The sequence below is a fragment of the Pseudomonas sp. GW822-FHT06B12 genome, from assembly GCF_058799675.1.
Map to the genome: position 1 here is coordinate 202,836 of NZ_JBXALR010000004.1, position 26,921 is coordinate 229,756.

General features: G+C 60.5%; 21 protein-coding genes. All 21 read right to left on the bottom strand.

Features of this window, described 5'->3' with window-relative positions:
* Positions 1-3: 3 nt before the first annotated feature.
* Positions 4-2,658: a type VI secretion system ATPase TssH gene (gene tssH, locus AC1RKH_RS11010; RefSeq protein ID WP_493062685.1), complete on the bottom strand. Its 2,655-nt coding sequence runs from the start codon at positions 2,656-2,658 to the stop codon at positions 4-6.
* A 13-nt stretch (positions 2,659-2,671) separates the two neighbouring features.
* Complete coding sequence (gene tssG, locus AC1RKH_RS11015) at positions 2,672-3,679, bottom strand: type VI secretion system baseplate subunit TssG (RefSeq protein ID WP_123426145.1); 1,008 nt, start codon at positions 3,677-3,679, stop codon at positions 2,672-2,674.
* Positions 3,643-5,430: a type VI secretion system baseplate subunit TssF gene (gene tssF, locus AC1RKH_RS11020; protein ID WP_493062686.1), complete on the bottom strand. Its 1,788-nt coding sequence runs from the start codon at positions 5,428-5,430 to the stop codon at positions 3,643-3,645. The genes tssG and tssF overlap by 37 nt, the downstream gene beginning before the upstream one ends.
* Positions 5,431-5,457: 27 nt before the next feature.
* Positions 5,458-5,886 carry a hypothetical protein gene (locus AC1RKH_RS11025; protein WP_493062687.1) on the bottom strand — a complete coding sequence of 143 codons (429 nt, stop codon included), beginning with the start codon at positions 5,884-5,886 and terminating at the stop codon, positions 5,458-5,460.
* Between the two features lie 156 nt (positions 5,887-6,042).
* Positions 6,043-6,270 (bottom strand): hypothetical protein, encoded by a 228-nt coding sequence (locus AC1RKH_RS11030; RefSeq protein ID WP_493062688.1) that lies wholly within the window; start codon positions 6,268-6,270, stop codon positions 6,043-6,045.
* A 16-nt stretch (positions 6,271-6,286) separates the two neighbouring features.
* On the bottom strand, positions 6,287-6,682 hold the full coding sequence (locus AC1RKH_RS11035) for a hypothetical protein (protein ID WP_493062689.1): 396 nt from the start codon (positions 6,680-6,682) through the stop codon (positions 6,287-6,289).
* Positions 6,683-7,546 (bottom strand): hypothetical protein, encoded by an 864-nt coding sequence (locus AC1RKH_RS11040; protein ID WP_493062690.1) that lies wholly within the window; start codon positions 7,544-7,546, stop codon positions 6,683-6,685. It lies immediately after the preceding gene.
* A gap of 5 nt (positions 7,547-7,551) precedes the next feature.
* Positions 7,552-8,055: a PAAR domain-containing protein gene (locus AC1RKH_RS11045; RefSeq protein ID WP_493062691.1), complete on the bottom strand. Its 504-nt coding sequence runs from the start codon at positions 8,053-8,055 to the stop codon at positions 7,552-7,554.
* Between the two features lie 10 nt (positions 8,056-8,065).
* Entirely contained in the window at positions 8,066-8,473 is a 408-nt protein-coding gene (tssE, locus tag AC1RKH_RS11050) for a type VI secretion system baseplate subunit TssE (RefSeq protein ID WP_054594682.1), read from the bottom strand.
* Between the two features lie 13 nt (positions 8,474-8,486).
* Positions 8,487-9,962, bottom strand: coding sequence for a type VI secretion system contractile sheath large subunit (gene tssC / locus AC1RKH_RS11055; RefSeq protein WP_493062692.1), 1,476 nt, complete (start codon positions 9,960-9,962; stop codon positions 8,487-8,489).
* A gap of 28 nt (positions 9,963-9,990) precedes the next feature.
* Positions 9,991-10,494, bottom strand: a complete 504-nt coding sequence (gene tssB, locus AC1RKH_RS11060) for a type VI secretion system contractile sheath small subunit (RefSeq protein ID WP_071552749.1) — start codon at positions 10,492-10,494, stop codon at positions 9,991-9,993.
* Between the two features lie 32 nt (positions 10,495-10,526).
* The gene (gene tssA, locus AC1RKH_RS11065; RefSeq protein ID WP_123426136.1) at positions 10,527-12,083 is read right to left on the bottom strand and encodes a type VI secretion system protein TssA; all 1,557 of its coding nucleotides are present in this window, start codon (positions 12,081-12,083) and stop codon (positions 10,527-10,529) included.
* A 978-nt stretch (positions 12,084-13,061) separates the two neighbouring features.
* Positions 13,062-13,991, bottom strand: a complete 930-nt coding sequence (gene tagQ, locus AC1RKH_RS11070) for a type VI secretion system-associated lipoprotein TagQ (RefSeq protein ID WP_493062693.1) — start codon at positions 13,989-13,991, stop codon at positions 13,062-13,064.
* Between the two features lie 86 nt (positions 13,992-14,077).
* A complete protein-coding gene (locus tag AC1RKH_RS11075; protein WP_123426133.1) occupies positions 14,078-15,805 on the bottom strand; it encodes a formylglycine-generating enzyme family protein in 1,728 nt (575 codons plus the stop codon).
* On the bottom strand, positions 15,798-16,994 hold the full coding sequence (locus AC1RKH_RS11080; RefSeq protein WP_493062694.1) for an ABC transporter permease: 1,197 nt from the start codon (positions 16,992-16,994) through the stop codon (positions 15,798-15,800). Before AC1RKH_RS11080 ends, AC1RKH_RS11075 begins: the two co-directional genes overlap by 8 nt.
* Entirely contained in the window at positions 16,994-17,710 is a 717-nt protein-coding gene (locus AC1RKH_RS11085) for an ABC transporter ATP-binding protein (protein WP_493062822.1), read from the bottom strand. The genes AC1RKH_RS11080 and AC1RKH_RS11085 overlap by 1 nt, the downstream gene beginning before the upstream one ends.
* A complete protein-coding gene (locus AC1RKH_RS11090; RefSeq protein WP_493062695.1) occupies positions 17,710-20,745 on the bottom strand; it encodes a serine/threonine-protein kinase in 3,036 nt (1,011 codons plus the stop codon). The genes AC1RKH_RS11085 and AC1RKH_RS11090 overlap by 1 nt, the downstream gene beginning before the upstream one ends.
* Complete coding sequence (locus tag AC1RKH_RS11095) at positions 20,742-21,473, bottom strand: PP2C family protein-serine/threonine phosphatase (protein ID WP_493062696.1); 732 nt, start codon at positions 21,471-21,473, stop codon at positions 20,742-20,744. Before AC1RKH_RS11095 ends, AC1RKH_RS11090 begins: the two co-directional genes overlap by 4 nt.
* On the bottom strand, positions 21,474-22,124 hold the full coding sequence (gene tagF, locus AC1RKH_RS11100) for a type VI secretion system-associated protein TagF (protein WP_493062697.1): 651 nt from the start codon (positions 22,122-22,124) through the stop codon (positions 21,474-21,476).
* A complete protein-coding gene (gene tssM / locus AC1RKH_RS11105; RefSeq protein WP_493062698.1) occupies positions 22,121-25,621 on the bottom strand; it encodes a type VI secretion system membrane subunit TssM in 3,501 nt (1,166 codons plus the stop codon). The genes tagF and tssM overlap by 4 nt, the downstream gene beginning before the upstream one ends.
* Positions 25,618-26,916, bottom strand: coding sequence for a DotU family type VI secretion system protein (locus AC1RKH_RS11110; protein ID WP_493062699.1), 1,299 nt, complete (start codon positions 26,914-26,916; stop codon positions 25,618-25,620). Before AC1RKH_RS11110 ends, tssM begins: the two co-directional genes overlap by 4 nt.
* Between the last annotated feature and the right edge of the window lie 5 nt (positions 26,917-26,921).

Genomic DNA, 26,921 nt, shown 5'->3' on the forward strand with positions numbered 1-26,921 from the left:
ACCTCAGGCGAACTCGCAGGTCACGCTAGCGTCGCCATCGAGCGTTGCGTGAACGCGCTTGAGGCTTTCACCGGTAGCCATCGCATCGAGCAAACGATCCGCCACCAGCGGCAACACGTGCAGGTCGAGCAAGTGGTCGATCAGCCGCGCGCCGCTGTCGCTTTGGGTGCAGCGCTCGGCCAGGTGATCGACGAGGTTCTGGCAGTAAGTGAAATCCAGCTGACGGCGGTTCAAACGTTCGCCCAGGCGACCCAGTTTGATTTCGATCAGCTCGCGCAGCACCGGGCCGCCGACCGGGTAGTACGGCACCACGCGCATACGCGCCAGCAACGCCGGCTTGAAGTGTTTGCTGAGCACCGGGCGGATGGTTTCTTCGAGGACTTCAGCGGTCGGCCGCGCACCGTTCTCGCAGAGTTCGCTGATGCGCTCGCTGCCCAGGTTCGAGGTCATCAGGATCAGCGTGTTGCGGAAGTCGATTTCACGCCCTTCCCCGTCGTTGGCCACGCCTTTGTCGAAGATTTGGTAGAACAGGTTGAGCACGTCCGGGTCGGCCTTTTCGACTTCGTCGAGCAGCACCACCGAGTACGGTTTCTGCCGCACGGCTTCGGTGAGCATGCCGCCTTCGCCGTAACCGACGTAGCCCGGCGGAGCGCCGATCAGGCGCGAGACGGTGTGCTTCTCCTGGAACTCGGACATGTTGATGGTGGTGATGAAACGATCACCGCCATACAGCAAGTCGGCCAGCGCCAGCGCGGTTTCGGTCTTGCCGACACCGCTCGGGCCGACCAGCAGGAACACGCCCACCGGCGCATCGGGTTTGTTCAGGCCGGCGGCGGTGGCGCGCATCGAGCGGTCCAGCGCGTGAACGGCTTGCTCCTGACCGCGAATCCGGGTGCGCAGGTCGGTGGCGAAGCTCGCGACCTTGGCGTTGTGCTCACGGGCCAGTTGCGCCAACGGCACGCCAGTCCAGGCACTGATCACTTCAGCCACCAGACGCGGGCAGACTTCGAAACTCACCAGCCGTTCTTTGACCTGGGCATCGGTCAGCGCGCGGTGGGTTTCGTTCAGCGCGGCTTCCAGGGCTTCAACGCTTTGCGCTTCGTCCACGGCCGCTTCAAGGGTTTCGATCACCGTGCCTTCGGCGTCTTCTTCAACCGTGACGGTCGGCTCGACGGCAGCGGCTTCGCGAGCTTTGGCCAGTTGCTGACGCAGCTCCAGCAGGCGTTCGGCCAGTTCCTTTTGCTCGGTCCAGAGGGATTCCAGGGCGACCATTTCGTCTTCGGCGGCGTCCAGGCGATCCTCCAGAGCGTCGAGCGCTTCGTGGTCGATCAGCAAACCGGCTTCGGCATCGCGGCGCAGGGCCTGACGCTGACGCCCACCTTCGGCCAGTTCGCCACGCAGACGCTCGAGGCTCTCCGGCGCGGCGGCGAGGCTGATGCGCACGCGGGCGCAAGCGGTGTCGAGTACGTCGACCGCTTTGTCCGGCAACTGCCGACCGGCCAGGTAACGCGCCGACAATTCCGCCGCCGCGACCACCGCGTCATCGCGCAGGTAGATGCCGTGGCTCTTCTCATAAACCTGAGCCAGGCCACGGAGGATGGTCACTGCTTCGCTGACGGTCGGCTCGTGCAACTGCACCGGCTGGAAACGACGGGCCAGGGCCGGGTCTTTCTCAAAGTATTTTTTGTACTCGGCCCAGGTGGTGGCAGCGATGGTGCGCAACTCGCCACGAGCCAAGGCAGGCTTGAGCAGGTTGGCCGCATCCGAACCACCGGCATTGCCGCCCGCGCCGATCAGGGTGTGGGCTTCGTCGATGAACAGGATGATCGGTTTCGGCGAGGCTTTGACTTCGTCGATCACGCCTTTGAGGCGTCGTTCGAATTCACCTTTGACGCTGGCGCCGGCTTGCAGCAGGCCCATGTCCAGCGACAGCAGTTCAACGCCCTTGAGCACCTGCGGCACTTCACCGGCCGCGATGCGCGAAGCCAGGCCTTCGACGATCGCGGTCTTACCGACGCCGGCTTCACCGACCACAATCGGGTTGTTCTTGCGCCGACGCGCGAGGATGTCGACCATCTGCCGAATCGCGCCATCGCGGCACAGCACCGGATCGAGTTTGCCGTCGCGGGCTTGCTGGGTCAGGTTGTGGGTAAAACGTTGCAGCAGGGATTCGCCCGGTACTGCCGGTTTGCCGGTCGCCGGTTGTTCCTTCTGCGACAGGGCAAAATCCTTCAGGCGATCAATATTCAATTTCGCCAGCAATGGCTGGTAACGGCTGCCGGCATAACGCATCGGGTTGCGTAGCAGCGCGAGGATCAACGCGGCCTGCTCGACCTGGCTCTGACCCAGTTCGAGGTTGGCCACCAGCAACGCATCTTGCAGCCACTGCACCAGTTCCGGGGCGAATACCGGGTTGCGCGAGGCGCTGTGCTCGACCCGCGATTGCAACGCAGCGCTGAGTTCGCCAGCGTCGACTTCGGCGTCTTGCAACGCGCGTGCGAGCAAGCCTTGCGGGCGCTCCAGCAGGCCCAGCAGCAAGTCTTCGACGAGGATTTTGCTGCCGCCACGGGCAACACAGCGTTCGGCCGAACTTTCCAGGTCACGACGGGTTTCGGCGTCCAGCGCCTGGATAAGTTGTTGCAGGTCTACGTTGATCATTGGTCATCCATCCTTAATGAATTTTGCTACCCAGGGTCACCACGCCGTCCGCGTGTTCGCGGCCCAGCCAACTGGTCCACCCAAGGCGACAGGCGTTCTGCTCACCGATGCGCAGTTCGCGGATTTCTTCCTGGCGCAGGACCAGGCGAATGTCGTAATCGAGCGGGTCACGCAGGGTGAACCGCACCAGCGCGCACAGCGGCTGGTAGCCGAAACCGATCGGCAGGAATTCGTGAAAGCGTTGCCAGTCGAGCTCGCGGATGTGAATCCGGAACTTGCCGCTGCGGTCGCGCACGCTCTCGCCCAGCACCAGGTCTTCACCGAGCGCGCTGTTGGCGCGGCCCAAGCGGTTACGCTGCTCGTCGAGGATTTCAACGCGGCGCTCGATGCACTGCTCGATGGTCAGTTCGGCATGTTTGAAGTAGTAACGCAGCACGGCTTCGATCAGCGCCGCCGAGTGCGCCCGCAAGCTCAACAGGCCGAGGTACGGCAGCAGGCGTTTCCAGTTCAGTTCCTGAGCCTTGCGGATGTCTTCGCCACCCAGGCCGATCAGCGCAAACAGCTGCGAGGAGAACGGGTCGAGGGCACCGCTCTCGAAACTCGCGCGGTAGCGGTACTTGCGCCAGATCGGCAGCATCAGCCGTTGCAGGCGATGGTGGAACAGGTCAAGGAAGTTGCGCGTCGGGTTGCCGTCTTCGCTGTCGCCCAGCGCTTGCTCGCCGTAGAACGCCGGCAGCGGCGAACCGGAACCGACCAGGCCGATCAGGTTGAAACGCAGGCGCGCGCGCAGCTGCCCGTGCTCGTGGAAAAACTCCACGCGATCGACGTCGCTGCCAGGGAAACCCAGGCTCGGGTTGGCCTGGAATTCCAGCTGGTCGTACAAGTCCTCTTCGCTCAGGTACGGGTGGGCATCGCGCAGCCGATCGACGACCAGCAGCACGGCCTGAAACAGCGAGTACTCGCGTATTCCTCGGGTCAGCCCGCTTAAAGCAGAGGCTGAAGGCCCATACGTGGTGTCCATTGGTACACCTCTCCCTGTGTGCTTTTTACCCGCAGCTCGTGGTACGAATTGAGACTGGCGTAAAGCGCGAAAAACTCGTTAAGAACCGAAGCGAAGACGAACAGGTCGCCTTCACCGATATAGCCTTCCGGGTCGATGGTCAGCTCGGTGCGCAACCCGCGCAGCGGCAACCCGCGGTGCAACCGGTCGACGTGCTGGTGCTTGATCGACTTGAGCCCGCCCAGCAGGCGTTTGCTGACCTTCTCTGCGTGCTGGTCGTAGTAGCGCGGCAGGTCGTAGGTTTCGAGAATCACCTTGAGCGCGTCGACGTTGGCCAGCGACAGGTAGTTGAGCGACATGTTGCTGATCAGCTTCCACAGGAAGTCACGGCTCAGCGGCGGAGCGAAGCTCGACGTGGCCGGGGTGATGTTGCGGAAACTGAGGAACTCCGGGGTCTCTTCACAGGCCATGCAGATGTCGCCGAGCTTGAGCCTGCGTGGCAGGTTCTGGTTGGTGCACATCAGCTCGATCGACAGCGTTTCATGGGCTTCGGTGTGGCGGATGCCGAAGCTCAGGTAGGTGTCGAGGCCGTCATGCAGCAGCGAGGTGCGCTGGCGAATGCTGTAATGCGGACGGCTTTGCGGCACGTCGAAACTCGGGTCGTGCTCGAAGGATTCAAACGGCACGTATTCCTGATAACCCAGGCCACCGGGCTTCCAGCCGGTGACGCCTTCAACCGAAAACACCCCGCAGTTTTCCAGGTCGTATTCGGCCGGCAGCAACAGGTATTCGTCCTGTTTACCGTCGAGGCGAATCGGCAAGGCGTCGTGCTTGAACAGGTTGACGATGGGCGTGCAGTAGAGCTTCACGTTGTCCAGCGTCGGGCGCAGACGCTGGATGCCGCTCTTGCGAATGTCGAAGCGCAACTCCAGACCGCGCATCTGCTTGAGGGTGTCTTCGGGCAGTGCCTTGAGCAGATCCAGACCGTTCAAATCGACGAACAGGAACTTGTCCTGGAAGGCGAAATATTCCTGCAAGTAGCGATAGCCACGGAAGGTGTTCAGCGGATACGGGATCAACGCTTCTTCTTCGGCAAAACCTACCGGCTGCACACGGTCGCCGGGCATTTTGAACGCCATCGGCGTGCCGTTGGCGCCATTGAGTGGCTTGCCGGCCGCGTCCAGCGGAATCAGCTCGATGCCTTCCAGATTGCGCAACAGGCTCAGGTAAAGCATCTGGCTGATGTAACGCTCACCGGCCAGGTGCAGGCGCAGACGACTCAGGTTCAGCTCACCGATATGCCCGTCGCAACTCATCTCCAGGCGCAGGCTCAACAGCGAACCGTCGCCCTTCACCGAGTACGTCAGCGCAGTCAGGTCCAGCGGCAGGACTTCAGTCGGATAGCAGGTGCGAAACCGGCAACGCACATCATCGATCGGCACACTCTCGATCGGCGTATCACGCTCGACCTGCAACGCCGGCCCGGAACGCTTCAACGGGTCGAACTGCAAAATACTGAACGCCGGCAACGGCCGCATGTAGTTCGGCCACAGCAAATGCATCAGCGAGTGGCTGAGTTCCGGCAACTCGTCATCGAGCTTCTGGCGCAGGCGGCCAGTGAGGAACGCAAAACCCTCCAGCAACCGCTCCACGTCTGGGTCACGCCCGGCCTGCCCCAGGAAAGGCGCCAACGCCGGACTGCGCTCGGCGAAACGACGACCCAACTGGCGAAGTGCGGTGAGTTCGCTTTGGTAGTAGTGGTTAAAGGACACGGAGGGTTACCTTCCTGGTGTTGAATCTCATGAATAAACTGTCCTGTAGAGCGCAACCGTCAGGCCTGAAACCGTGTAGCCGGCGATGAGCGGATAAGGCAAAAAGGCCACCCAGCCGAAAATCATCGCGAAGCCGGCAAAGTCCCCTGTCAACAAGTTCGCCAGTCCGTAAACCACCCATGGCACGGCGTAAAAAGGGATGAACATCAGCGGTGCCCGCCAGACTTGCCGCAGCACCAGTTGTTCGGTTTTACAGTCCATGAACCGCATCGCCCACAGGGCAAAAACCAGATAAGCCGGCGTCCCCAGCGCGAGGACATAGATCGATAGAACCTGTCGCCACTCCAGATCTACTGAGTTGCCGATGATCTGCTCTACCAGCATCAGGACCAGCAACGCCACGAGCGGGAGCCACAGGGCAACCTTGAAAAAATTCAGATGGTTCTTACTAAGCATGGCTAGCCACCGAAGCCATACCGAAGGTGGCTCCGTGAGAGGCAAAACCACCGTTGGTAGCCTTGTAGGTCATCGCAACCCAGTTGTTCAGAAACACGTATCCGACACACCCCACGGTATGGAAAAACAGACATAGGGAGAGACGGACGTTTTTGTTCATGCCGGATTCATGTTCCCGTAGTAGGAACCCGCGACTTGCATAGCGACAACGATCGCCAATGCAATGAATGTCAGTGCTCGATGCAGCCGCGACTCTCGGATACCCCGATGCAGTGCCGTCAAGAGCAGTACCAGACAGAGCATGGCTAGGCTGCCAAACAAATCGCTGTCGGCCACCACCATCAGGTAAAAACGCAGTTCGTCCGGCAAGGCGATCATGGGCATACAAACGGGGTCGACTTCACGACTTGACCGCTCCTTGCTTAACGCGCCACCGGGTAAATGCAGTATCAACGGCTCTTGTTATCAAAATGGCAGAAATAGTCAAACCACCCGCAAGAGCGCAATACGCCATACCTCGTATAGGATATTGCGGAAACATGTAATACAGTATCGACAACATCATAAATATTGCCACACAAAACTTGATCGATATTTTATTAATAAAAACCAAAATAAAATTCAAAAAAGCAAAGAAATAAAAAATAAAATACATGCCCATACCTATTGCCACCCCGCGAGAAGTAAACCCCCCTACGAGTTCCTTATAGATAGGAACAGCGTAATTATTCAATACAATATAAAGAACACAAGCCAAAATATGGACTATCAAACCAATAACTATTCGACTATTCATTTACTGAGCAACCTGCTTATTCCATACGCCATACCGTTCCAAAAGTTCTTGAGAAATTGGACTCTCCAGGAGCATGGTTGAAACAGGACTGTAAGTAGTACTTGACGTAACCATCTCTGCGGCCGTGCTTCGAATCGGGCTTACGCTGTGCTTTACCACCTCGAGATGAAAGTTTTTTGAGGCCCATAATGCAGCCCTCAAAATTATAAAATTATCGTACTCGTTATTGTAGTCGGCCTTGGCACCAAAGAGGCTGCCATCTCCATACTCAATACCCGTCACAATGGTTTTCTCAATTGCGACATCTTCAGTTAGTTCCTTTTCCCAATACAGCCGAAAGGTATCAACGGCGAATGGAATTTGGCCGATACCGTCAGTCCAGTAGGGTTTATCGACAATAAATACCATCAGGAACCCACTACCGCCTGCGTCCCGGACTTTCCAGTCAGCATACGATTGCGAGCCATAAGCTGCAGACGGACGATCTACAATTGCGTAATCAATAATTTGCTGCCACGTGAAATGCTTATAGGCAACATAAGCTTCTGTTCCTTCTTGAGATGACTCCGGGTTTACCCAGACTAACTCTCTATAGTGATCAGCCAACGGTTCAAACCATTGAATTTTTTCTGCGTACAATTTTTCTGCCGACAGTATCCTGAAAGGCTTATCACATATATCAGGCTTAAGCCCAAACAACGGAACACCATTATTTCGAGTAACCAGCCATATATTCGGCAAATGTACCGACTTCGGTTCAACGTCTTCACTAGCCGTAGTTTCAGCTTCGACTTTGAGTTCAGTCACGCCATCCGCCGTCACAAAGATGTAAGAAACACCGTCAACAACAATGCTGGCTTCCACGTTTCTTACTCCGCCGAAATGAAAATTGTGACAGGTTCGGCTTTCTTGCCCGTCGAAAAGTTGCCAGACATACCAGACGAAGTTGATCCAACTTTCTCAATCCCACTTTGAGAGCGAATGGTGTAGTTCAAACCTTCAATAGCTTTTCCATCAGCCGTTTTAAAATCGAAAACGCGATTGAATATCCCAGGAATAATCACCGGCAACGGCGCCACAAACGGCGCCGGCGTATGCGAGTTCCCGATAATCACCGTCGAAGACCCAGCAGTAACTTTATTGCCATGGGTCCCTACGGAGTCCACGGTCGCCGCCGGTTTGCCGTTAATCAAAACGGTACTCGCCAACCCGCCGGAGATCGCGCTGCCACAGGCCGAGACATCGTCCAGGCGGGCGGCCGCGAGGCCGTCGAAGAATACGTCGCCGGAACCCGAGACGATCGGGTTGGTGCCGTGGCCGGGGAGCGGGCAAGCAGTAGGGTCGGTGACGCGGGCTGCAGGTTTTCCGGACATTGGGTCTTCCTTAGTTGACCTTGACTTGACCGCTGCCATCCAGGCGCGCGGCAAAACTGACCTGACGCTTGAAACCCTCAACTTCCAGCAGGCCTTCGATGCTGAAGGTCAGCCTGAGTTGATCGTTGTCTCGCGGCAGGGAAACGACACGCACGTTGGTGAGGCGTGGCTCGTAGGCTTCGATGAAGCGTTCGATGGCCAAGCGGGCCTGACTCAGGGAGTCATGCAGGCTCAGGCGCATGTCGTTGAGATCGGGTAGCCCGTAATCGGACAGCGTTTGCACGCTGCCCGCACGGGTGCTGAGCATCTTGGCCAGATGGGCAGCCACCGACGCCATGGCGGAGACCTCGCGGCTCCAGCCGACGCGTTTATCCGCGTCGCCACCCAGGCGTTCGAAAAGGCTGCCGTATCCAGTCATGAGTTAGCTCCGCTTACTCTTTGTCCAGCTTGCCAACCAGCGACAGGGTGAAATCGGCACCCATGTACTTGAAGTGCGGACGCACGTTCAGGCTGACGCGGTACCAGCCAGGCTCGCCTTCAACATCGCTGACGATGATCTGGGCTGCACGCAGCGGACGACGGCCACGGACTTCGGCGCTCGGGTTTTCCTGGTCGGCGACGTACTGGCGGATCCACTTGTTGAGTTCCAGCTCGAGGTCGGTGCGTTCTTTCCACGAACCGAGTTGCTCGCGCTGCAGCACTTTCAAGTAGTGAGCCAGGCGGTTGACGATCATCATGTACGGCAGTTGAGTGCCGAGCTTGTAGTTCAGCTCTGCAGCCTTGCCTTCAGCGCTGATGCCGAAGAACTTCGGCTTCTGCACCGAGCTTGCGGAGAAGAACGCGGCGTTGTCGCTGCCCTTACGCATGGTCAGGGAGATGAAGCCTTCCTCGGCCAGTTCGTATTCGCGACGGTCGGACACCAGCACTTCGGTCGGAATCTTGGTTTCGATTTCGCCCATGCTTTCGAAGTGGTGCAACGGCAGGTCTTCAACCGCGCCACCGCTTTGTGGGCCGATGATGTTCGGGCACCAGCGGAATTTGGCGAAGCTGTCGGTCAGCTTGGTGCCGAACGCGTAGGCGGTGTTGCCCCACAGGTAGTGCTCGTGGCTGTTGGCGACGGTTTCTTTGTACACAAACGATTTCACCGGGTTTTCTTCCGGATCGTACGGGTTGCGCAGCAGGAAACGCGGCACGGTCAGGCCGATGTAACGCGAGTCTTCGGACTGACGGAAGCTCTGCCATTTGGCGAATTGCGGGCCTTCGAAGTGATCTTTCAGATCCTTCAGGTCCGGCAGGCCGGTGAAGCTTTCCAGGCCGAAGAATTTCGGACCGGCAGCCGCGATGAACGGCGCGTGAGACATGCACGCAACGCTCGACACGTACTGCATCAGCTTCACGTCCGGGGAGCTTGGTGACATGAAGTAGTTGGCGATGATCGCGCCCACCGGCTGGCCACCGAACTGGCCGTATTCTGCGGTGTAGATGTGCTTGTACAGGCCAGCCTGCATCACTTCCGGCGAATCTTCGAAGTCGTCCAGCAGGTCTTGCTTGGAGACGTTGAGGATTTCGATCTTGATGTTTTCGCGGAAGTTGGTGCGGTCGACCAGCAACTGCAGACCACGCCACGCCGATTCCAGCGACTGGAAGTCCGGGTGGTGGAGGATTTCGTCCATCTGACGGCTGAGCTTGGCATCGATCTCGGCGATCATGCGGTCGACCATGGCCTTCTTGACCGGCTCACCGTTGTTCTGCGGCTTGAGCAGTTCTTCGATGAACGCCGACACGCCACGCTTGGCGATGTCGTAGGCTTCGTCGTCCGGGGTCAGACGGGTTTCGGCGATGATGCTGTCGAGAATGCTGTATTCGCCGTTCTCGTTACTTTTCTGCTGCGCTGCACTGGTGCTCATAGTGTTGGCTTCCTTGGCTGATGGGGACTCAGGCGTCCTGGGCTGCGGCGTTCAGGCCCAGCTCACCCAGTACGCGACCGCGCGATTCGTCGTCGGCGAGAACGCCTTCGATGGCTTTGCGGAAGGCAGGTGCGTTACCCAGCGGGCCTTTGAGGGCCACCAGTGCGTCACGCAGTTCCATCAGTTTTTTCAGCTCAGGCACTTGCTCGACCAGGCTGGCCGGGTTGAAGTCCTTCATCGAATTGACGCGCAGTTTCACCGCCAGCTCTTCGGTGTCGCCTTCTTCCTGAAGACGGTTCGGCACGCTCAGCGTCAGCTGCAGTTCTTGCTTGGCGAGGACTTCGTCGAAGGTCATCTTGTCGATGCTGATCGGCTTGCGATCTTCAACTTTGCGCTCGTCCGCGCGGTGGGTGTAGTCACCGATTGCCAGTAGTTTCAGCGGCAGTTCAATCTCTTCCTGAGCACCGCCGGTGGCGGGTTTGAAGGTGACGTTGATGCGTTCCTTGGGGGCTACCGAGCCTTCTTTGGCCATGGCTTTTCTCCTTGCGGTTGTGGCCCTGGGGCCTATTCGAGTACCACTTCGAGATCGAGGTGGCACAGCCTGCGATAAATCTCTTCCTTGCGTTCTCGCACTGCGTGGTTCTGCGGCAACAACTCACAGCAGCTATGCAGGAGGTGCAGCACTTCCAGCGCAAGATCAGGCTCCCAGGCGTGCAAGCCTGAGTTCTGTAATTCTGAATCGAGGGTTTCGAGTTGGGTCTTGGCCAGTTCGTATTTCTTGGCCAGGAAGCACAGCCGCGCCAGGCTGAACTGCCAGAAGAACCGCACGCGCCCACCGTGGGCGGCTTGCAGGCCTTGCTTGAGAATTTGCACCGCGGCCTTGAGGCCGTCCTTGCGCAGCACCGGCAAGACTTCTTCGAGCGCCAGCTCCCAGGCCGGTTGGCTGCTGCTGACTTCGACCTTGCGCGGCGCGCTGGCGGTTTGCAGATGGGGCATCACGTTGGCGCTGATCCAGGCGCGAGTGGCCGGATCAGCGAACGGCGCGCCATCGTGGTAACGCAATTCGACGATGCCCGGCAGGCGCTGAATCAACAACGCGAAGTGGATTTCCACTTCGCGCATGGCCAGGTCGGCGTGCAACCCCTGCAAACATTCCCAGACCAGCCGCTGGCCATCGAACCAGAACGGCGCCTTGGCCAGGCTGGCTTCAAGCTCCACCAACAAGTCGGCGAATTGCCCCTGATCGAAACGGTCCTGGTAGATTTTCAGCTTGTCGGCCGGTAGCCCACGCAACGCGGTGATTTGCTCGGCGTTGCGTTCGGGGACGGCGTCGATCGGCAACCACAACAGCGTGCGATTCAGGCGCAGGGCGCGCAGGTCGGTGGCTTTCTGTTTCAACCACCAGGCGCACAGCGGACGCGCATTTTCCTGCTGCGCGCGCAGGGCCTTGTGGGCTTCTTTTTCGTTGTCGATCGGCGCGCCGGGGGTGAACAACTGGGTCGCAGCCTGTTTGACCTGAGCCACCACCGCGCCGACAGCGCCGGGCTCCGGCTGGTTGTCGGCGGCGCGCTGGACCATGTTTTTCAGGCGGCGGGAGATCGGCAGCAGCAGCGGCGCGTCGTCGCCCAAGTGCGCGGTGCAGGCGGCATCGAGGCCTTCGAGGTGCTCAACCAAACGGCGGAATAGCGGCAGTTGCTCTTTGATCGCAACGTTTTCGTTCAGCACCTGCTCGAGACGCGGCACCAACCAACTGATGGCGGCGGAGCGGGTACGGGCCTTGTTCGGGTGAATCTCGGCCCAGTGGTTTTCACACAGATGGTGCAGCAGGCCGAGGCCGGCGAGCAGGCCCTGAAAGGATTCGCGCTGATACAACGCCCAGGTCAGCCAGGCGCCGACCCGCAAATCCTTGGATTGGGTTCGCAGCAGCGCTTCACTGTTTTCGCGGATTTTCAGCCAGTCGATCTGACCGCTTTCATGCATGGATTGGGCTTTGCCCAACTCGCTTTCCAATGCCTCATATTCACTCGAAAAGCGAACATCCTCGCCCGCAAAATTCTCTTTGGAAACAGAGCTTTTGGCGAGTTCAAGGTAATGAGCAGAAAGTTTGCTTGAGTAGGACATCCCTGGCCTTTAATAGTATTACGGTCTGTACGCTTACCGGAGTTTCGGTGCGTTGGACAGTATCAAGAGCATCGCGTAAGACTCATCCAATTGAGTACCGTGCTCTTTCAAGTGGTGCGCATCCTACTCACGATGATGGCCACTAGCAAGCATCGAATTAAACAACAAGACGAAGTGTTCCCTCTGGCGTGTAGGCGATCACCCTATATATGACAGGGGATACCCTGATGTCAGACTTGACCTTTCCACCTTCGACCAGAATCCCCCGAAACCATTGAGCCAGAGCGGTCCATCAACCCTGTGTATCATCACTGAGGAATTCATATCCTGACGCTGACGCCAGCATGACAAAAATAGAAAATGAAAAATGTAGGAGCCTTCTGAAAGTTTCAGCCATCCATGAACAAAGCGATGACTGAAAAAAAGCATATTAAAAATGCCATCAAAATGATGGCACCTTCATATGTCACCAATCCCCGGATGTGTACTTGGCTCGGCCCAAAACTTCATTACCTCACTCCTGAACAAAAAATGTCGAAAGTCCTTCGCACATCGCCGCCGCAAAAAAAAACTGAAATAATCAAACTTCGGACCACGCGTCAGCCCCCCTTCCGACACCAATCCTTTTGCTGAGGATAAGCACATGTTCGCCGGCCAAGGTTTCGAACTTTGATCCCGTTTATTCACACGATTTTAAAGGGCGAGCCTTTGAAGGAATTGAAGCCATCAGCATTTTGTATTCGATCCAGGGGTTGAACTGGACAGCGAATACCCTGATTTCAAGGCGGAGCATTTGTTCAGCCGATACGCCGCGGAACCTGGCCGACGTTATGGAAGCAGAATGGCGGATGACGTGCAGTTGCCAGAGGAAGCGAGCGCTGAATCACTTGCAAGCGCAGGAGATGGCGGCGCATGGCGCCAAATACAGATCATTCCCACGCAACACGTGGGAATGATCAAAGCCCTACAAAAACTCAATCAAACGTTCGGGCAAGGTACCGGTGCCCAGTCGCCCAGGTCAGGGTTTTTGCACATGCTGTTGACCTGAGTGGTGCCTGCGCTGGCGACTTGTTTGCTTTCGGCCTGTTTGGCTTGTGCGGTCTGCAGGGTTTTCTCGGTGGTGACTGCTTCTGTCGGCACGGTTGGCAGCACCGGTTTTTTCGCCGGTTTCACTGCTTTTTTGCCCTTGGTCGGGGTCACGACCGGTGTGGTATCGGCGGTCGCCACGGCGACCACGTCGGTGCGCTGCACGCCGACTTGCTGCAGGTCTTTTTCGTAGGCCTGGGTGTAGTTGTTCAGGTCTTCGCTGGCTTTACCGTTCACCGCGACGATCAGGTCGTTGGACTCTTTGAGGCCAGAAACAATTTCTGCCAGGCGCTTGCGGCCCTCGATATCGTTGACGGTTTTGGCTTTGCGGTCAGCGACCAGTTTGGTGAACGCGCTCTGATAGCACTGCTGGGACGCCTTGGCGTACGCGGTGCTGCGGTCGATGTCGGCGGCGCTTTTGTTGACGTCGGAGGCGTAGGACGCGATGCGCTGGTTGTCATCGGCGATCTGCTTCTGGCGCTCGTTGTAGTAACCGACCGCGCCGCCCGCCAGGGCACCGCCCGCTGCACCGATGGCGGCATTGCGGCCACGGTTCTCGGAATCGGTCAGGGCGCCCAACAGTGCACCGCCGACAGCGCCGACAGCCGCGCCGGTAACCACCGACTTGGTCATGTTCGAATCGGTGGCGCGCAGGTGCTGCACCGGCTGGTAGCAGTTCGGGTAGTACTCGACCTTGGTGCTCGAGGCAACCTTGGAAGTCGGTGACGTGGCGCATCCAGTCAGTACAGTGCTGAAGCCGACGGCAATCAGCAGCAAATGACGCTTGGAAACTGAGGCAAAAGGTTTACGAGAGGAAAGCATAGTGATGTTCTCTTTTAAGGTTTGACCCGCTCAGCACAGCCCACCGCCGTCTGAGTCCCTTCCAAAGCTCGCTGTACAACAAACGATCAAGACCGCTGATCGTTCGATGCGAGCAATTCCTTCAATATCGCCGCCGGGTCGGCTCGTCGTTGCTGACGATAATCACCGACATGGCGAACGAATAACGTCGCGCGCGCCACCAGGCTTTTGCCCAGTACCGGCTTGCGCTCCAACTCTTCCTTGATGCGTTGAAACTGCGCCTGGATCACGACATCGGTGTAGCGCGTGCCAGTCGCCAGGTTGTCGATGTAGATCGCCACCGCGCCATCCAGCGCGCTGCGGCCGTTGTCGATAGCCATAGCGAACAGCTTGGCGCTGGCCTCGTCCTTGGCGTCCACGGCCTGCTGACGACTCTTGTGCAGATTGGTCAGGCGAATGTTGTAGTTGTTGATGGTCTCGGCCACCAGGGCCGCCGACTGGATCAGGTTGCCGGCCGCCTCTTCGCGCTGTTGGGCGATGAGCGAGACGTTGCGTTTGAGCTCTTCGTTGACCAACCCCAACTCGGCTTGCAGACGCGGATCGACGCTGGCGGCAATGATGCTGTCCAGGCGTTTGGTCGGGTCCTGGGCGTCGTCGATGGCATCGGTCAGCGAAGCCAGCCGGCCTTCTTTCTGCCATTGGGCAAACAGTTCCTTGTAGCGCGAACGGGGCGCCGACAACGCGCCAATCGCGACCCGGAAGCCGGTGGTTTCGTTGTTTTGCTCGGTGCCGTCGGCGGCGAACAGCGGATACTCGCGACGCATCCCGGTGAACAAGGTGCCCTCGCCTTCCAGGTAATTGCCGCCCTTGACCACGAAGCCGCCATAGGTGCCCTGGCGGCGTCCGGCATGCACGAGCTGGAAGGACTCCTGGACCATCTCGGCGGCGTTGCCGATTACATCGAACAAGCCTATGGGGTTGGGCAGTTTGGTACCGATCGGCATCAGCCGCGCAGCCTGGCCGGTGCCGCCGGCAACCTGATTGAAAACCGCCCAGTCCGCCAGTGGCCCATCGCTTTCGCTGCCGTCCAGGCGCCGGGGAAACAGACGCCCTTCCAGGTCCTGACGGCTGACGGCTTGCCCGCCACGGGCAGCGAATTCCCATTCGACCTCGGTTGGCAAGCGCACAAAACCCAGCCCGCCCTCTTCTGCCGAGGTGCCGCGACCGCTCACCGGCAGCAGGTCCTTGTGGTATTTCATCAGCCAGGCGCTGTACACCGCCGAGAAGCGTTCGGCCTCGAATCGCGACAGTTTCACCTTGGGCAAACGCCCGGCCATGCCTTGGGGAAGCTCGGCTTGCAGGGCTTCGCAGGCCGGCGCCGGCTCGCCGCTAGCCAACGATTGTGCCTGGGCCATGACCTGCGCGTATTGGCGGGCAGTGACTTCGTATTTGCCGATGAAATAGAACATCGGTTTGAGCGGAGTGTTGGCGTCGGTCTTGGGCATCAATGGGGTGATGCTCTTGCTCCAGTCCTTGGGCAGATCTTTAAGGGTGAACTGGCCATTGATGAAGTCCCGGCGATAGCCGGATATGAACGACTGCTGATAACCTGCCTCGCCTTCGCTGAACGGGTAGCCGAGGCTGATCTCGCGATCGTCCAGACTGCCCTGGGCCAGGATGTAGACGTAACGGAACACCATCTGCCCTTCGCACGGCAGCGGCAGGCTGACGTCATCGGGCAACGGCTTGGGGTTGTCCAGTTTGTCGGTGCCTTCATCAGCCCAGACCATGCCGGCCAGGCTCAGCGCCATGGCGGCGCCCAGTAACTTATACATCTCGGATTCCTTCACACGCCTGGATACGCGCTACTCGCCAGCCACCACAGACCGCCGCCACGGCGCTGACGCCGAATACTGCCGCCAGGGCCAACGCGTAGTGACGCGCCAGCAGATGGCTGGCGTACTCACCCGGCATCTGCACAAATAGATGGTTCAGGCCCGATTGCGCCAGGCCATACAGCCCGGCGCTCAACAGGGCGGCAAAGCCGGCGCTGTACAGTGCCTGTATCACCACAAATAACAGCAACGCCGCCGTGGAAAATCCCAGCAGACGCAACACCGACAACTCTCGACGCTTACGCTCGACCGCCGCCAGCGCCCCGGCAAAAATCGCCGCGAACGCTCCCGCCAAGGCCAATCCGGCGATGATCCAGAACACGATCGACAGGTTGCGGCTCAGCGATTGCACCTGGGCGATGGCCTGGGCCTGGGTCGAAACCAGCAGGTTCTGCGCAGCGAAGTACTGGCGCAACGTCTCGACATCATTGAGGTTGCGGGCGTACAGGCGAAACGCCGGATACACCCGCTGCTCCGTCACGCCCACCGCAACACCTGGCCAACCAAACACAGGCACGGCGCGGCCGTCCCGGTAATCTTCAGCCGCTTCCAGTAACGTCAATGGCGCGAACAACCCTTCCCGGGCGAAGGCTTCCAGCGGCAGCACGTGCAGCACCTGGACACGAGTGCGCTGCGCCTCGCCACGCCCGGCCACCTGCCGACCGAAACTGGCCTGCAGCCAATCACCAGCCTTGACCCCGAGTTTTTCGGCGGCGGTCTGGCTCAGCAGCACCTGATCCAGCCCTTGAGGCATCGGCAGACTGCCAAGCAAGGGATCGTTGGCGGCGGTGGGGATCATTTCGACGGTCACCGTCGAAACGTCAGCGGTCAGATCCGCCGTCGCGGCAATCTGCCGGGTGCGTGGCAAGGCGAACGCCACGTCACTGCGCCGGCTCAACTGTTCGATAAACGCGGCACTGAATCGGCCGCCACCCAAGGGAATGATTTCCCGGGTGGCCGGGTCGTTTTCCAGGCGCTCGGTCAAACTGCTGACCAAGCCGAATTTCAAGCCGAACAGCACCAGCAGCGGCGCGACCACCGCCACCAGCGCCAGTACCGAACAGGCCGACAGCCACGCATTGTTGCGGTAATCCTGCCAAGCCAGGGAAGCCATCAGCGCGCCACGCATCAGCCAGCCTCCCCAAGGGTGGCGGTGACACCGCCATCGACGTCGCGATGACAACTGATGCGTCGCACCTGCAAACCGCTGGCGCGGGCCAGTGCCTCGTCGTGGGTGGCAACGACGCAGCACACGCTGTGTTCACGAGCCTGGGTCACCAGTAACTGCATCACACGTTCCGCGTTGAGCGGATCGAGGGCAGCGGTCGGTTCATCGGCCAACAACAGGCGCGGCCCATGTGCCAGGGCGCGGGCGCAACTCACCCGCTGCCGTTGGCCGACGGACAAGTCGCACGGTCTTTTGCCCAGTTGATCAGTGATATCCAACGCCCCGGCCAGACGATCCACGCTGCCGTCGTCTTTCAAGCCGAGCAGTTGGCGCGACAGGTCGATGTTGCCGCGCACGTCCAGAAAATCCAGCAGGCCACCGGTTTGCAGCACGTAGCCCAAGTGCCGGCTGCGCAGGTCCGCCAAGGCGCTTTGCGCATCTGCGCGCCACAGCCCGGCAATGTCCGTCGTGGTTTGGCCGGACGCAAAATCAAACTGCCCGGCCTGGTCCGGAGCCAGCACCAGCGCCAGCAAATCGAGCAACGTGCTTTTGCCGCAACCACTGGGACCGACCACCGCCAGTTGTTCACCGGCACGCAGTTGCAGCCGTGGAATCACCAGGCTGTAGCGCTGGCTGCCGGCGCCCCGGCTTTTGTGCACCGCGCTCATGTTCAGCATCACGGCAGCGTCGACAACGGAACGCGGTACAAGGCATCACCCGGTTCGGCATCGCCGAAACGCACCCAGTTGGCCAAGTCGTTATGGAAGGTTTCGTAGAGGCGGATTTTCGAGTCCAGTTCGTCGATAAAGTCCTCCTGCTCGGCCACGCTCAGGGAGAGCCACAAATCCTGGGTCATGTTCAACGACTTGCTGCGGTAGGGCAGCCCTTCCAGGTACTCACCCAGAACCCCGCCGTCGGCCAGGTTGCCACCCTTGCGCAAGGCTGAGGGGTCGCGGCTCATGTAGGCACTGGCGCTGGCGATTTCCTGGAAGAAATTCTTCGGCGAGGTCTGGGTCTTGCGGGCGGCGTCGACGATCAGTTTCAGCGATTGCTGCAAGTCGTTGAGCTGCAGCTTGGTCAGCATCACGCACACCTGGAACGCCGGCAGTGCCGGGTTGGTCAGGTCACGATCGGCGGTCCAGGCGCTGACCAGTTGTGGCGCCTGGCTGGCGGCTTTACGCCCCAGGAAGTCCATGTGCATCGCGTAGCCGACGGCTGCCGATTTGTCGGTCAGGCTCGGCGCGGCGCTCAGCAGCGGCACGGTTTGCGGCGTGTTATTGCGCACCTGATGCACCAGGTCGGCAAACACCGAACCGATCTCGTCCACCCGCTCACCCAACTTGCGCACATCGGCGCCCGGTACCGGAATGTACAGATCGCCGATCTGCGGGTTGGCGTCGGCAGTCAGGGTGCGATATTGGCTTTGCGCACCGGCGTGGGTTTTCTTGCCAGCGTCGCTGAGCAAGTGCAAGGCGTAGATTTTGATCTGCTTGCCTAGCGCAGCCTGACGTACTTCGGCCTCGTTCATTTGTGTGGAGGCATACGGGTCGTTCTTGCGCAGGGCGCCAGCATCGGTGACCAACAGAATCAAGCGCCCACCATAACCGGACCAATCCATGCCCTCGACCGCTTCCATCACACCGGCAAACGCATCTTCGTTGAACGAATGGCTCGAGACCGTGGTCGCCTTGACCTGCCGCGCCAAGTCCATGAAGCGCTGTGGGTCGCGACCCTGTTCCAGGGTGATCAAGGTTTTAGCGACGTATTCCAGGCCCGGGGTTTTCTTGATGCTGTTGCGAAACCCCACCAGGCCGAAGCTGACACTGTCCAGCTCGCCGCGCTCGGCGATGTGGGTTTGCAGTTGGTGTACCACGTCGCGGACCTGATCGATGTAGGGCTGCATGGACACGGTGGTGTCGACGACCAACACAACGGCGGTGCGAAACGCGTCGGCATTGGCGGCACTGATCGGGGTGTTGCCGGCAGTGGTCTTCGGTGCATTGCCGGGGTCGATGGACGCCACGTTCAGCAACTGCACCGGCTGGCCGTTTTCATCGAAGCTCTCGCGCGAATCGAAGATCGGCAACAGGTAGAACTGGTTTTGCGGCACCGCGCTGGCGGCCGGTTCCAGGGCCAGCACTTGCTGATTGTCTTCGCGATTCTGCTGGGCCTTGAGCAACAGGTTTTTTGCAGCCTGCGGATCGGCCAGCAACCGCTCTACTTCACCGGGCTGACGCAGGAACATCACCGGCGCACGGCCAGAACGCTCGGTGAATTTGAGCACCAGGCTTTGCTTCCAGTCGCTGACTTGCTCGGCCGACAACCAGCCATCACTGCGCCCGTCGGTGGCGGTGCCAACGCGCAGCCACGGGCTGCCGGCAACCTCTTTGCGCTGATAGACGTAAAGCACGGAAAACGCCGGCAAGGCCTTGCCAGGTGTGGCCCCCGGTTCACCGGCGAGTTTGGCCCCCGGCTTGCTGAGCACTCGCTGGAACAAAGTTTTTTTGCCGGCCATCAAAAGCGGACGCTGACCGTCATCGACTTGTGTCACCACACGGGTCTTTACGGGTGGCTCTGGTGCAACCACTGCCGGTGTCGTGTTGGCCGGTGGCACTGAAACAACCGGCGTCCTGGCATCCGCTTCAACGTCACCAGACAACCACCAATAACCCACGCCGCCCAAGGCCAGTACTACGGCTACCGCGACGGCGGCGAGTGCGAATACCGGCCCCTTTCGTTCTTCCGGGAGCGTGGATTGCGGCGTCGGCTTCATAGCCGGCGCAACAGGCCTGGATCGAGATTGTTGCTCGGGGCTGGTCGGTATATTGATGGACACCGGCGTCAGTCCCGCCAGGTCATTGCCCGCTGGAATTGGCAACGGCCGGATCGTTGTCGCTTCAACCGATTCGCGCGGCAGATTATCCAGCGCCTGCAACAGCGCTTTTGCATCCGGGAAACGCTCGGCCGGATCCTTGGCCAACAGCTTGCGCAGCACCTCTTGATAACGGCCGTGGTGCACCGGTAGCTCCGGCAACGGTTCGGTCAAATGCGCCAGGGCCGTGGAGAGCGCGTCGTTGCCGGTATACGGCAGTTTGCCGACAAGGATTTCGTAGAGCACCACGCCCAGGGCATACAGATCGGCCCGACCGTCAATGTCCTGGCCGCGCGCCTGTTCCGGGCTCATGTAGCTGGGCGTGCCGACGGCGAAACCGGCCTGGGTGAATTGGGTGCGGTCGTCCAGGGACTTGGCGATGCCGAAGTCCGAGAGCACCGCCGTGCCATCGGCGCGGAACAGAATGTTCGCCGGTTTGACATCGCGATGAACCAGCCCCAGCCCATGGGCATAACCCAGGGCCGAGGCGATCTGGCGGATGTAGATCAGGCCCTGCTCCGGCGTCAGGCCGGCGGCGATGCGCTCCTTGAGCGTACCGTTGGGCAGGTACTCCATGGCCATGTAATACAGCTCACCGACATTGCCGATGTCATGGATGGTGACCGTATGCGGGTGAGACAGGCGCGCCAGAGTCTTGCCTTCGCGCAGGAAACGCTCGCAGAAACTCGGGTCGGCTGCCAGCGCGGCGGCCATGACCTTCAACGCCACCTTGCGCTCCAGCGAGCGCTGGGTCGCCAGGTAAACACTGGCCATGGCGCCTTCGCCGATTTCACCGTCGATGTCGTAGCCAGGGATCAACATGTTCGCAGTGAGGTTCATGCAGGCACCTTCACGACGATGACCGTGATGTTGTCCGGAGCGCCGCGCATCAGGCCCAGGGACACCAGGCTGCTGGCGATTTCCCCAGGCTCGTCGTGGCTCAGCACCTCGCGGATCTCATGATCTTCAACGGTCTTGTTCAGCCCGTCGCTGCACAACAGGTAACTGTCGCCGGGCTTCAACAGCAGCTCGACCATCGCCAGCTCCAGCTGTGCCTGTACCCCGATGGCGCGGGTGACAATATTGGACCGCGGGTGTACCCGGGCTTCGGCTTCACTGAGCAAGCCGCTGTCTTGCAGATCCTGGACGTAACTGTGGTCTCGCGAGATGCGTTTGAGCCGGCCGTCACGCAGGCGATACAAGCGGCTGTCGCCCGCCCACAGGCACACCCCGCGCAAATCACGAGCCGCCAGCACCGCCACCGTGCTGCCCATCATGGTCACGCTGCGGTTGGCAGTTTCTTCACGCACGGCGGCGTTGACCCGCAGCAGATCGGTTTTCAGCGCCGCGGCGTACTCATCCAGCGAACGGCCCACGGCAATGCTACGCAGACTGTCGACAATCAGACTGCTGACGTAGTCGCCCGCCGCGTGCCCGCCCATGCCATCGGCGACCACCCACAGGCCTTTTTGCGGCATGTCCAGGCAAGCGTCTTCGTTAACCTGGCGGACCATGCCGACATGACTTTTGCTTGCAGACTTGAAGATCTTTCCAACGCTTGCACACATCTACACAACACCTTCTTGGCCGAGCAAAAATTGCGCAAAATCAGCGGCGGCCGGCAGGCCCTGGCACCGCAATAAACCGGGCGCGATGCGCTCCGAACCCTGGCCCCACCACACACTGGCCCCTTCGCAGGCCTGTTCGGCGAGGGCGGTCATTCGCGCCTGCGGATCGGTGACATCAAAGCGGTGCAGACCGGCAAAACGGCTGCTCGGCGTGCGCCGCAGGTACGCCGGGCTACCCAGCGTCTCCAGCCCTGCACCGAAGGCTTCGAAGCTCGCCTCCACGCTCAAGGTGCTCAACATCAATTGCTCGACCTGTTCAAACCAGGCATCCGAACCGCCGACCACCGATGCCGGATCGGCGTCGTGTTGCAGCAGCACCGCGACGGTCAGCGGAAAATATCGGCCAACCCGATCGACACTCGGCATCACTACCCCCACGACGGCCTGCGGCCCACACACACCGGGCGCGACCACAAAACGCCACAACGGACTGACCAGATAGGCATTCAGCCAACGGTCGCCGAGGCTTTGGCTGGCGAGCAAACCCGCCGCAAGCCATGAATCCCAGGGGCCGATAAAACTCTGCGGCAAGCCACGGCTGACAAAGTCCCCGCGACTGGCCAACTTTCCATAGAAACCCGGAGTACTCATAACCGCTCCGGCAGGCTGAAACCACTGAGCACACGGCTCTTGAACGGGTTGAAGGCGCTGTTGGCCCGCAGCTCGTAAGAGGCGCTGGCGCCGTCGACCCGCAGCCGCAGGTTGAAGCGATCCGGCGAGTTGCCGGCGGTCAGGTCCGATTGCTCGAGCAGGCGGAACCAGGCCCAGGGGCCGTCCAGGGTGATGCCGGACCGACCGCTGGCCGTGGGCGGCATGATCGAGATCCGCACCACGCCGATGCTGCCAGCGTTGGGCCATTGCATGGCGGTCGGACGGCTCGGGCCGTGGTCGTAGCTCAATTGCTGACCATCGAGGTCAAGTAAAAACTGGGTAATGCTGGCGTCCATCGCCACTGGTTTGAGTTCGAAGCGCACCATCGGCTGGGTGCCGCCGGAACGGAAAAATGCATCCCGGATGGTCGCTGCCCGCTGGAAGGTCTGCAGCACGCCCGGGGCGATGCCGAGCTTCTGCGCGGCGCCCGGTTGCCAGCGCCAGGCCTGGGTCGAGGTATCCACATACGGCTGCAGGTACTTGCGGAAGTAGTTGTCCATCACCCCGCCCACGCCGAAGAACTGGCCGAAGTCGTCGAGAGTCGCGTCTCGCGCACTGCCTGGCGACATCGGATAACGCCCGGCCAGGGACTGGCGATAGATGTTCACCACTTCGCTGGTCCAGGCCGCGTTCAGTTGATTGCGTACCCCGCCCATCATGCTATTGGTGGTGGAGTTGACCACCGACTTGACCAGGCCCTGCACCAACGCCGGTTGACGCTCGGCGTTGAGGCTGACCCGTGTCGCGGCCGCTGCGGCCTGGTTCTTGGCTTCGCCAAGCAAGGCGTCGCCGCTGGCGCCGACCATGGCGCTGACCTGCACATACAGGGCGTTCATGTCGGCCAACAGGCCATCGATGGCCGCCGGCTCGCCTTCGTTCTTGCTGACGATGCGGTTGAGTTCGGCAAAATGCGCGGTGATTGGATCGTCACTGGCCTCAGGTGTGTTTTGCGTCGCCTGCTCCTGGCCGAGCAAGGTGCCCAGGCGCTCCTTGAGCTTGTCGACCCCGCCCTCCACCGGCGCGCCCTTGGCGGCCAGCAGGCGTTCTTCCTGTTGCAGGTCGGTTTCCTTCGCCACCGCCACCAGCAGTTTTTTCAACGGTGAAGTCGGCCCGGAAATCACCCGCAGCACATCGGCGGCCTGGGCCACGCCGGTAATCGGCACGAAGTCGATATCAGCCAGCAAGGCGTCCCACTGGCGCTGGTAATCCTGGAAATACAGGCGACGCACTTCGGCGGCCAGGCTGGCGACGTTCTGCTGTTCTGCCTGGTCGTGACCGAGCACCCACTGCTCCTCAGCCAGGGTGCCGGTCTGGTTCAGGCTGGTGAGCAAAAACCCTTGGCGATAACCCTTGGCGGTGAAGAAGCCGCTCAAGGGGTCGCCCAACGGCTTGCCGCTCTTGCGGCTGAACACCAGCGCCGCATCGCGCCCGGCCGCTTCGTTGAGACGAAAGTCCGGGATGCCGTCCGGCAGTTGCTGCCGTTTGATCCGGTCGTAGACACGCTGGGCCACCGGCAGTTGTTGCAACTGCCGGCGCAAATCGTCGATCAGGCTTGGGTCGAGACGTGCGGTGGGTGGATGGCGTTCGAACAGCGCCTGCAAGTGTTCCCCGAGGGCTACGCGCTGCTCGGCCGGCAAGTCGCGCGGCAGGCTGCGGTCCCAGTCCAGGGCGATCCATGCCTTGATGAAGTCAGCATCGTAATGCTCGCTGTCGGCGAGCATCAGGTAGGCCTTCAAGCCTTCGTAAAGGAAGTCCGAATTGCCGCCGCCGTGCAGTTGCTCTTCGATACGCGTGAGCAAGCGCGGCGCGAAGACCGCGATCAACAGCTTGCGATAGACACTGCCGGACTCGGCTTCAAGCATGTAACCCTGATACAGACCCAGGCCTTCGGCCCAGTTCGGCGCATCATCGGCCAAGTGCTTCACTGCGTTGAGCAAGGGCAACACTGCGAGCACGTCCCTCTGTGCCGGGCTGAGGTTCTGCACGGCCTGGCCCAGGGGCACGACTTTCTGATCGACTTGCGCGATATACGCCTGATTAGCGCGGTAGCTGACCCACCACAAGGTCCCGACCACCAGCACCAGGGCCACGGTCGAGGCCAGCACGCCCTGGGCGATCCACTTGCGTCGACGTTCGACTTTCGGGTTGACCCCCACCAGCCCTCGCTCGGCAAAGGCCACGGCGGTGAAGAGTCTTTCGATGAAGTAACTGCGCCCGGTGCCGGTCTGGCGCGCCAGGTGCTGGCGGTCCAGGTTCATGCTCTGGGCCATAGAGCCGATCAGCCGGTCAATCGGACTGCCTTCCTGAGTGCCGCTGGTGAAATACACCCCGCGCAACAGCACTCGCTCTTCAAAGGCGTTGGGTTTAAACACACCCTCAAGGAAGCTTTGCAGGCAATCCTTCAACGCGCCGAACTGCTGTGGAAAACCGTAGATCAGATCGCGTCGCGCCGGGTCGCGTTCCTGCTGCAAACGCTCCACCAGTCGATCGTTCAAGCGTTGCTCCAGACCGGCGAATTCGCTTTGCAGATGGGCCAGCGGGCTGTCATTGCTTTTGCCGTCATCCAGAACGAAGGTCATGCCCCAGACCTGGGCTCGCTCTTCTTTGCTCAGGGTGTCGAAATACTCCATGAACCCAGGCACCAGATCGAGTTTGGTCAGCATCAGGTAGATCGGGAAGCGCACGCCCAATTGGGTATACAGCTCCTGAATGCGCAGGCGTATCGCAGCGGCATGGGCGGCGCGTTCGGCGTCGCTGCCCAGCAACAGGTCGGAGAGGCTGATAGCGATAAATGCACCATCGATCGGGCGACGGGCCCGCTGTTTTTTCAACAGACCCAGAAAGCCCAGCCAGGCGGCCTTGTCGACTGTCGCGTCGCTGTCCTGAGTGGTGTAGCGGCCTGCGGTGTCGAGCATCACAGCCTGGTCGGTAAACCACCAATCACAATTGCGCGTACCGCCGACGCCGCGCACCGCACCTGCGCCCAACTGCGCAGCCAACGGAAAATGCAGACCGGAGTTGACCAGCGCCGTGGTCTTGCCCGAACCCGGCGGGCCGATGATCACGTACCACGGCAATTCGTAGAGATTGCGTCGCTCGTCGCCGCCCAGCTTGGCTTTCTTCAACAGCGCCAGGGCTTCGTCCATACGTTGACGCAGGGTTTCGAGCTCTTCGGCCGTAGCGATGCTGGTCGGGTCCGGCGGGGTTTGCGCCGCCAGGCTACGCATGACTTCGGCGGCCTGACGGCGGGCCTGGATGATGCGAAACAGCCGGTAGGCGATCCACACCGCGAACAGCAGAATGATCAGCGCCCAGCGCCGGCCTTCGGGCACCAGGAATTCGAGCAGCGGCCCGACAAACCAGATGATCAGGCTCAGGGCGATCAGCCCCAGCAACGGAATGACCCAGCGGGTGATAAAACTGAAAAACGCCTTCACTCGACTCCCTCCGCCAACACTGTGATTTCGACCCGACGATTGCGTGCGCGCCCCTCGGTCGTAGCGTTCGAGGCCAACGGCTCGGTGTCACTGCGGCCTTCGGCGCTGAAGCGCTCGGGCTGGCCGGTCTTGGCCGAAAGGATTTGCAGCACCGAAGTGGCCCGCGCCTCGGACAAAGCCCAGTTCGATGGAAACCTGAGGGTGGCAATCGGGCGATTGTCGCTGTGGCCGGTCACGCGGACCTGGCCCTTGACCTTGCGCAGGGCATCGGCGATGCGCAGCATCAATGGCTGAAAGTTGTCGATGATGCTGGCGCTGCCCGAGGCGAACAGTTCATCGCCACGGATGGTCACCACTGAACGGTCAACGGCGTCTTCCACCGAGACCCGCCCGGCCTTGATTTCATCGGCAAGGAAGCCTGCCAGGCGAGGACGCTCGATCAGTTTCGGTTGCACCACCGGACGGTCGATGGCCTGCACCGGGATTTCGCCCAGCGCATGGATGTTTTTAAACACCGGCTCGGCATCGGCGGCCAGTTTCAAGCGCAGGCCGAACAACAGGGCCAGCAGCAACGCCACACCGATGGCCACCGCGATCCATGGCGGTATGAATTGCGCCAGCCGGTCGCGCGCCACGGTAACGCCGCGCCAATGGGGCGACAGTTCACGCTCGTATTCGCCACGGGCGCTGCGGATGACCGCACTGGTGCGCTCACGCAAGGCATCCAGTTGGCTGCGACCGTCATTTATGACCCGATAACGCCCTTCGAAACCCAGGCACATGCACAGGTACAACAGCTCCAACAGATACAAACGTTCGCGGGGGCTTTGCAGGCAATGTTCCAATAGCTGGAACACCTTCTCGCCGCCCCAGGCCTCGTTATGCACGGTGATCAGCAGGCTCTGCTTGCCCCAGTCGCCGGTGCCGCCCCACGGCGTACTCAACACCGCTTCATCCAGGGCGGTGCACAAGGCGTAGCGGGCCAGCAACACATCGTTGCGCACCACACCGGCGGCCTCGGCGCGTTCCTCGAACTGGCGCAGGTAGGCCAGTAATTGCGCCCGCAGGCTCGCCGGTGCCGGGTGGGCAATGGTGTTGCGCAAGCGGGTCAGCAAAGCCAGCAGCGGACCCGCGGCGCTCTCCAGGGGGTTGAGACCTTCGGCTTTGCCGGTCAACACCGGCGCGGCCGGCATCGAAAGCGGCGCGGGCTGGGCGCGACCAGGGTCCGGGCGGGCCGGTTCGGCGCCACGGCCACCGGGTGTCGGCATGAACTGGGTACGATCGTCGTTATTCATCGCGG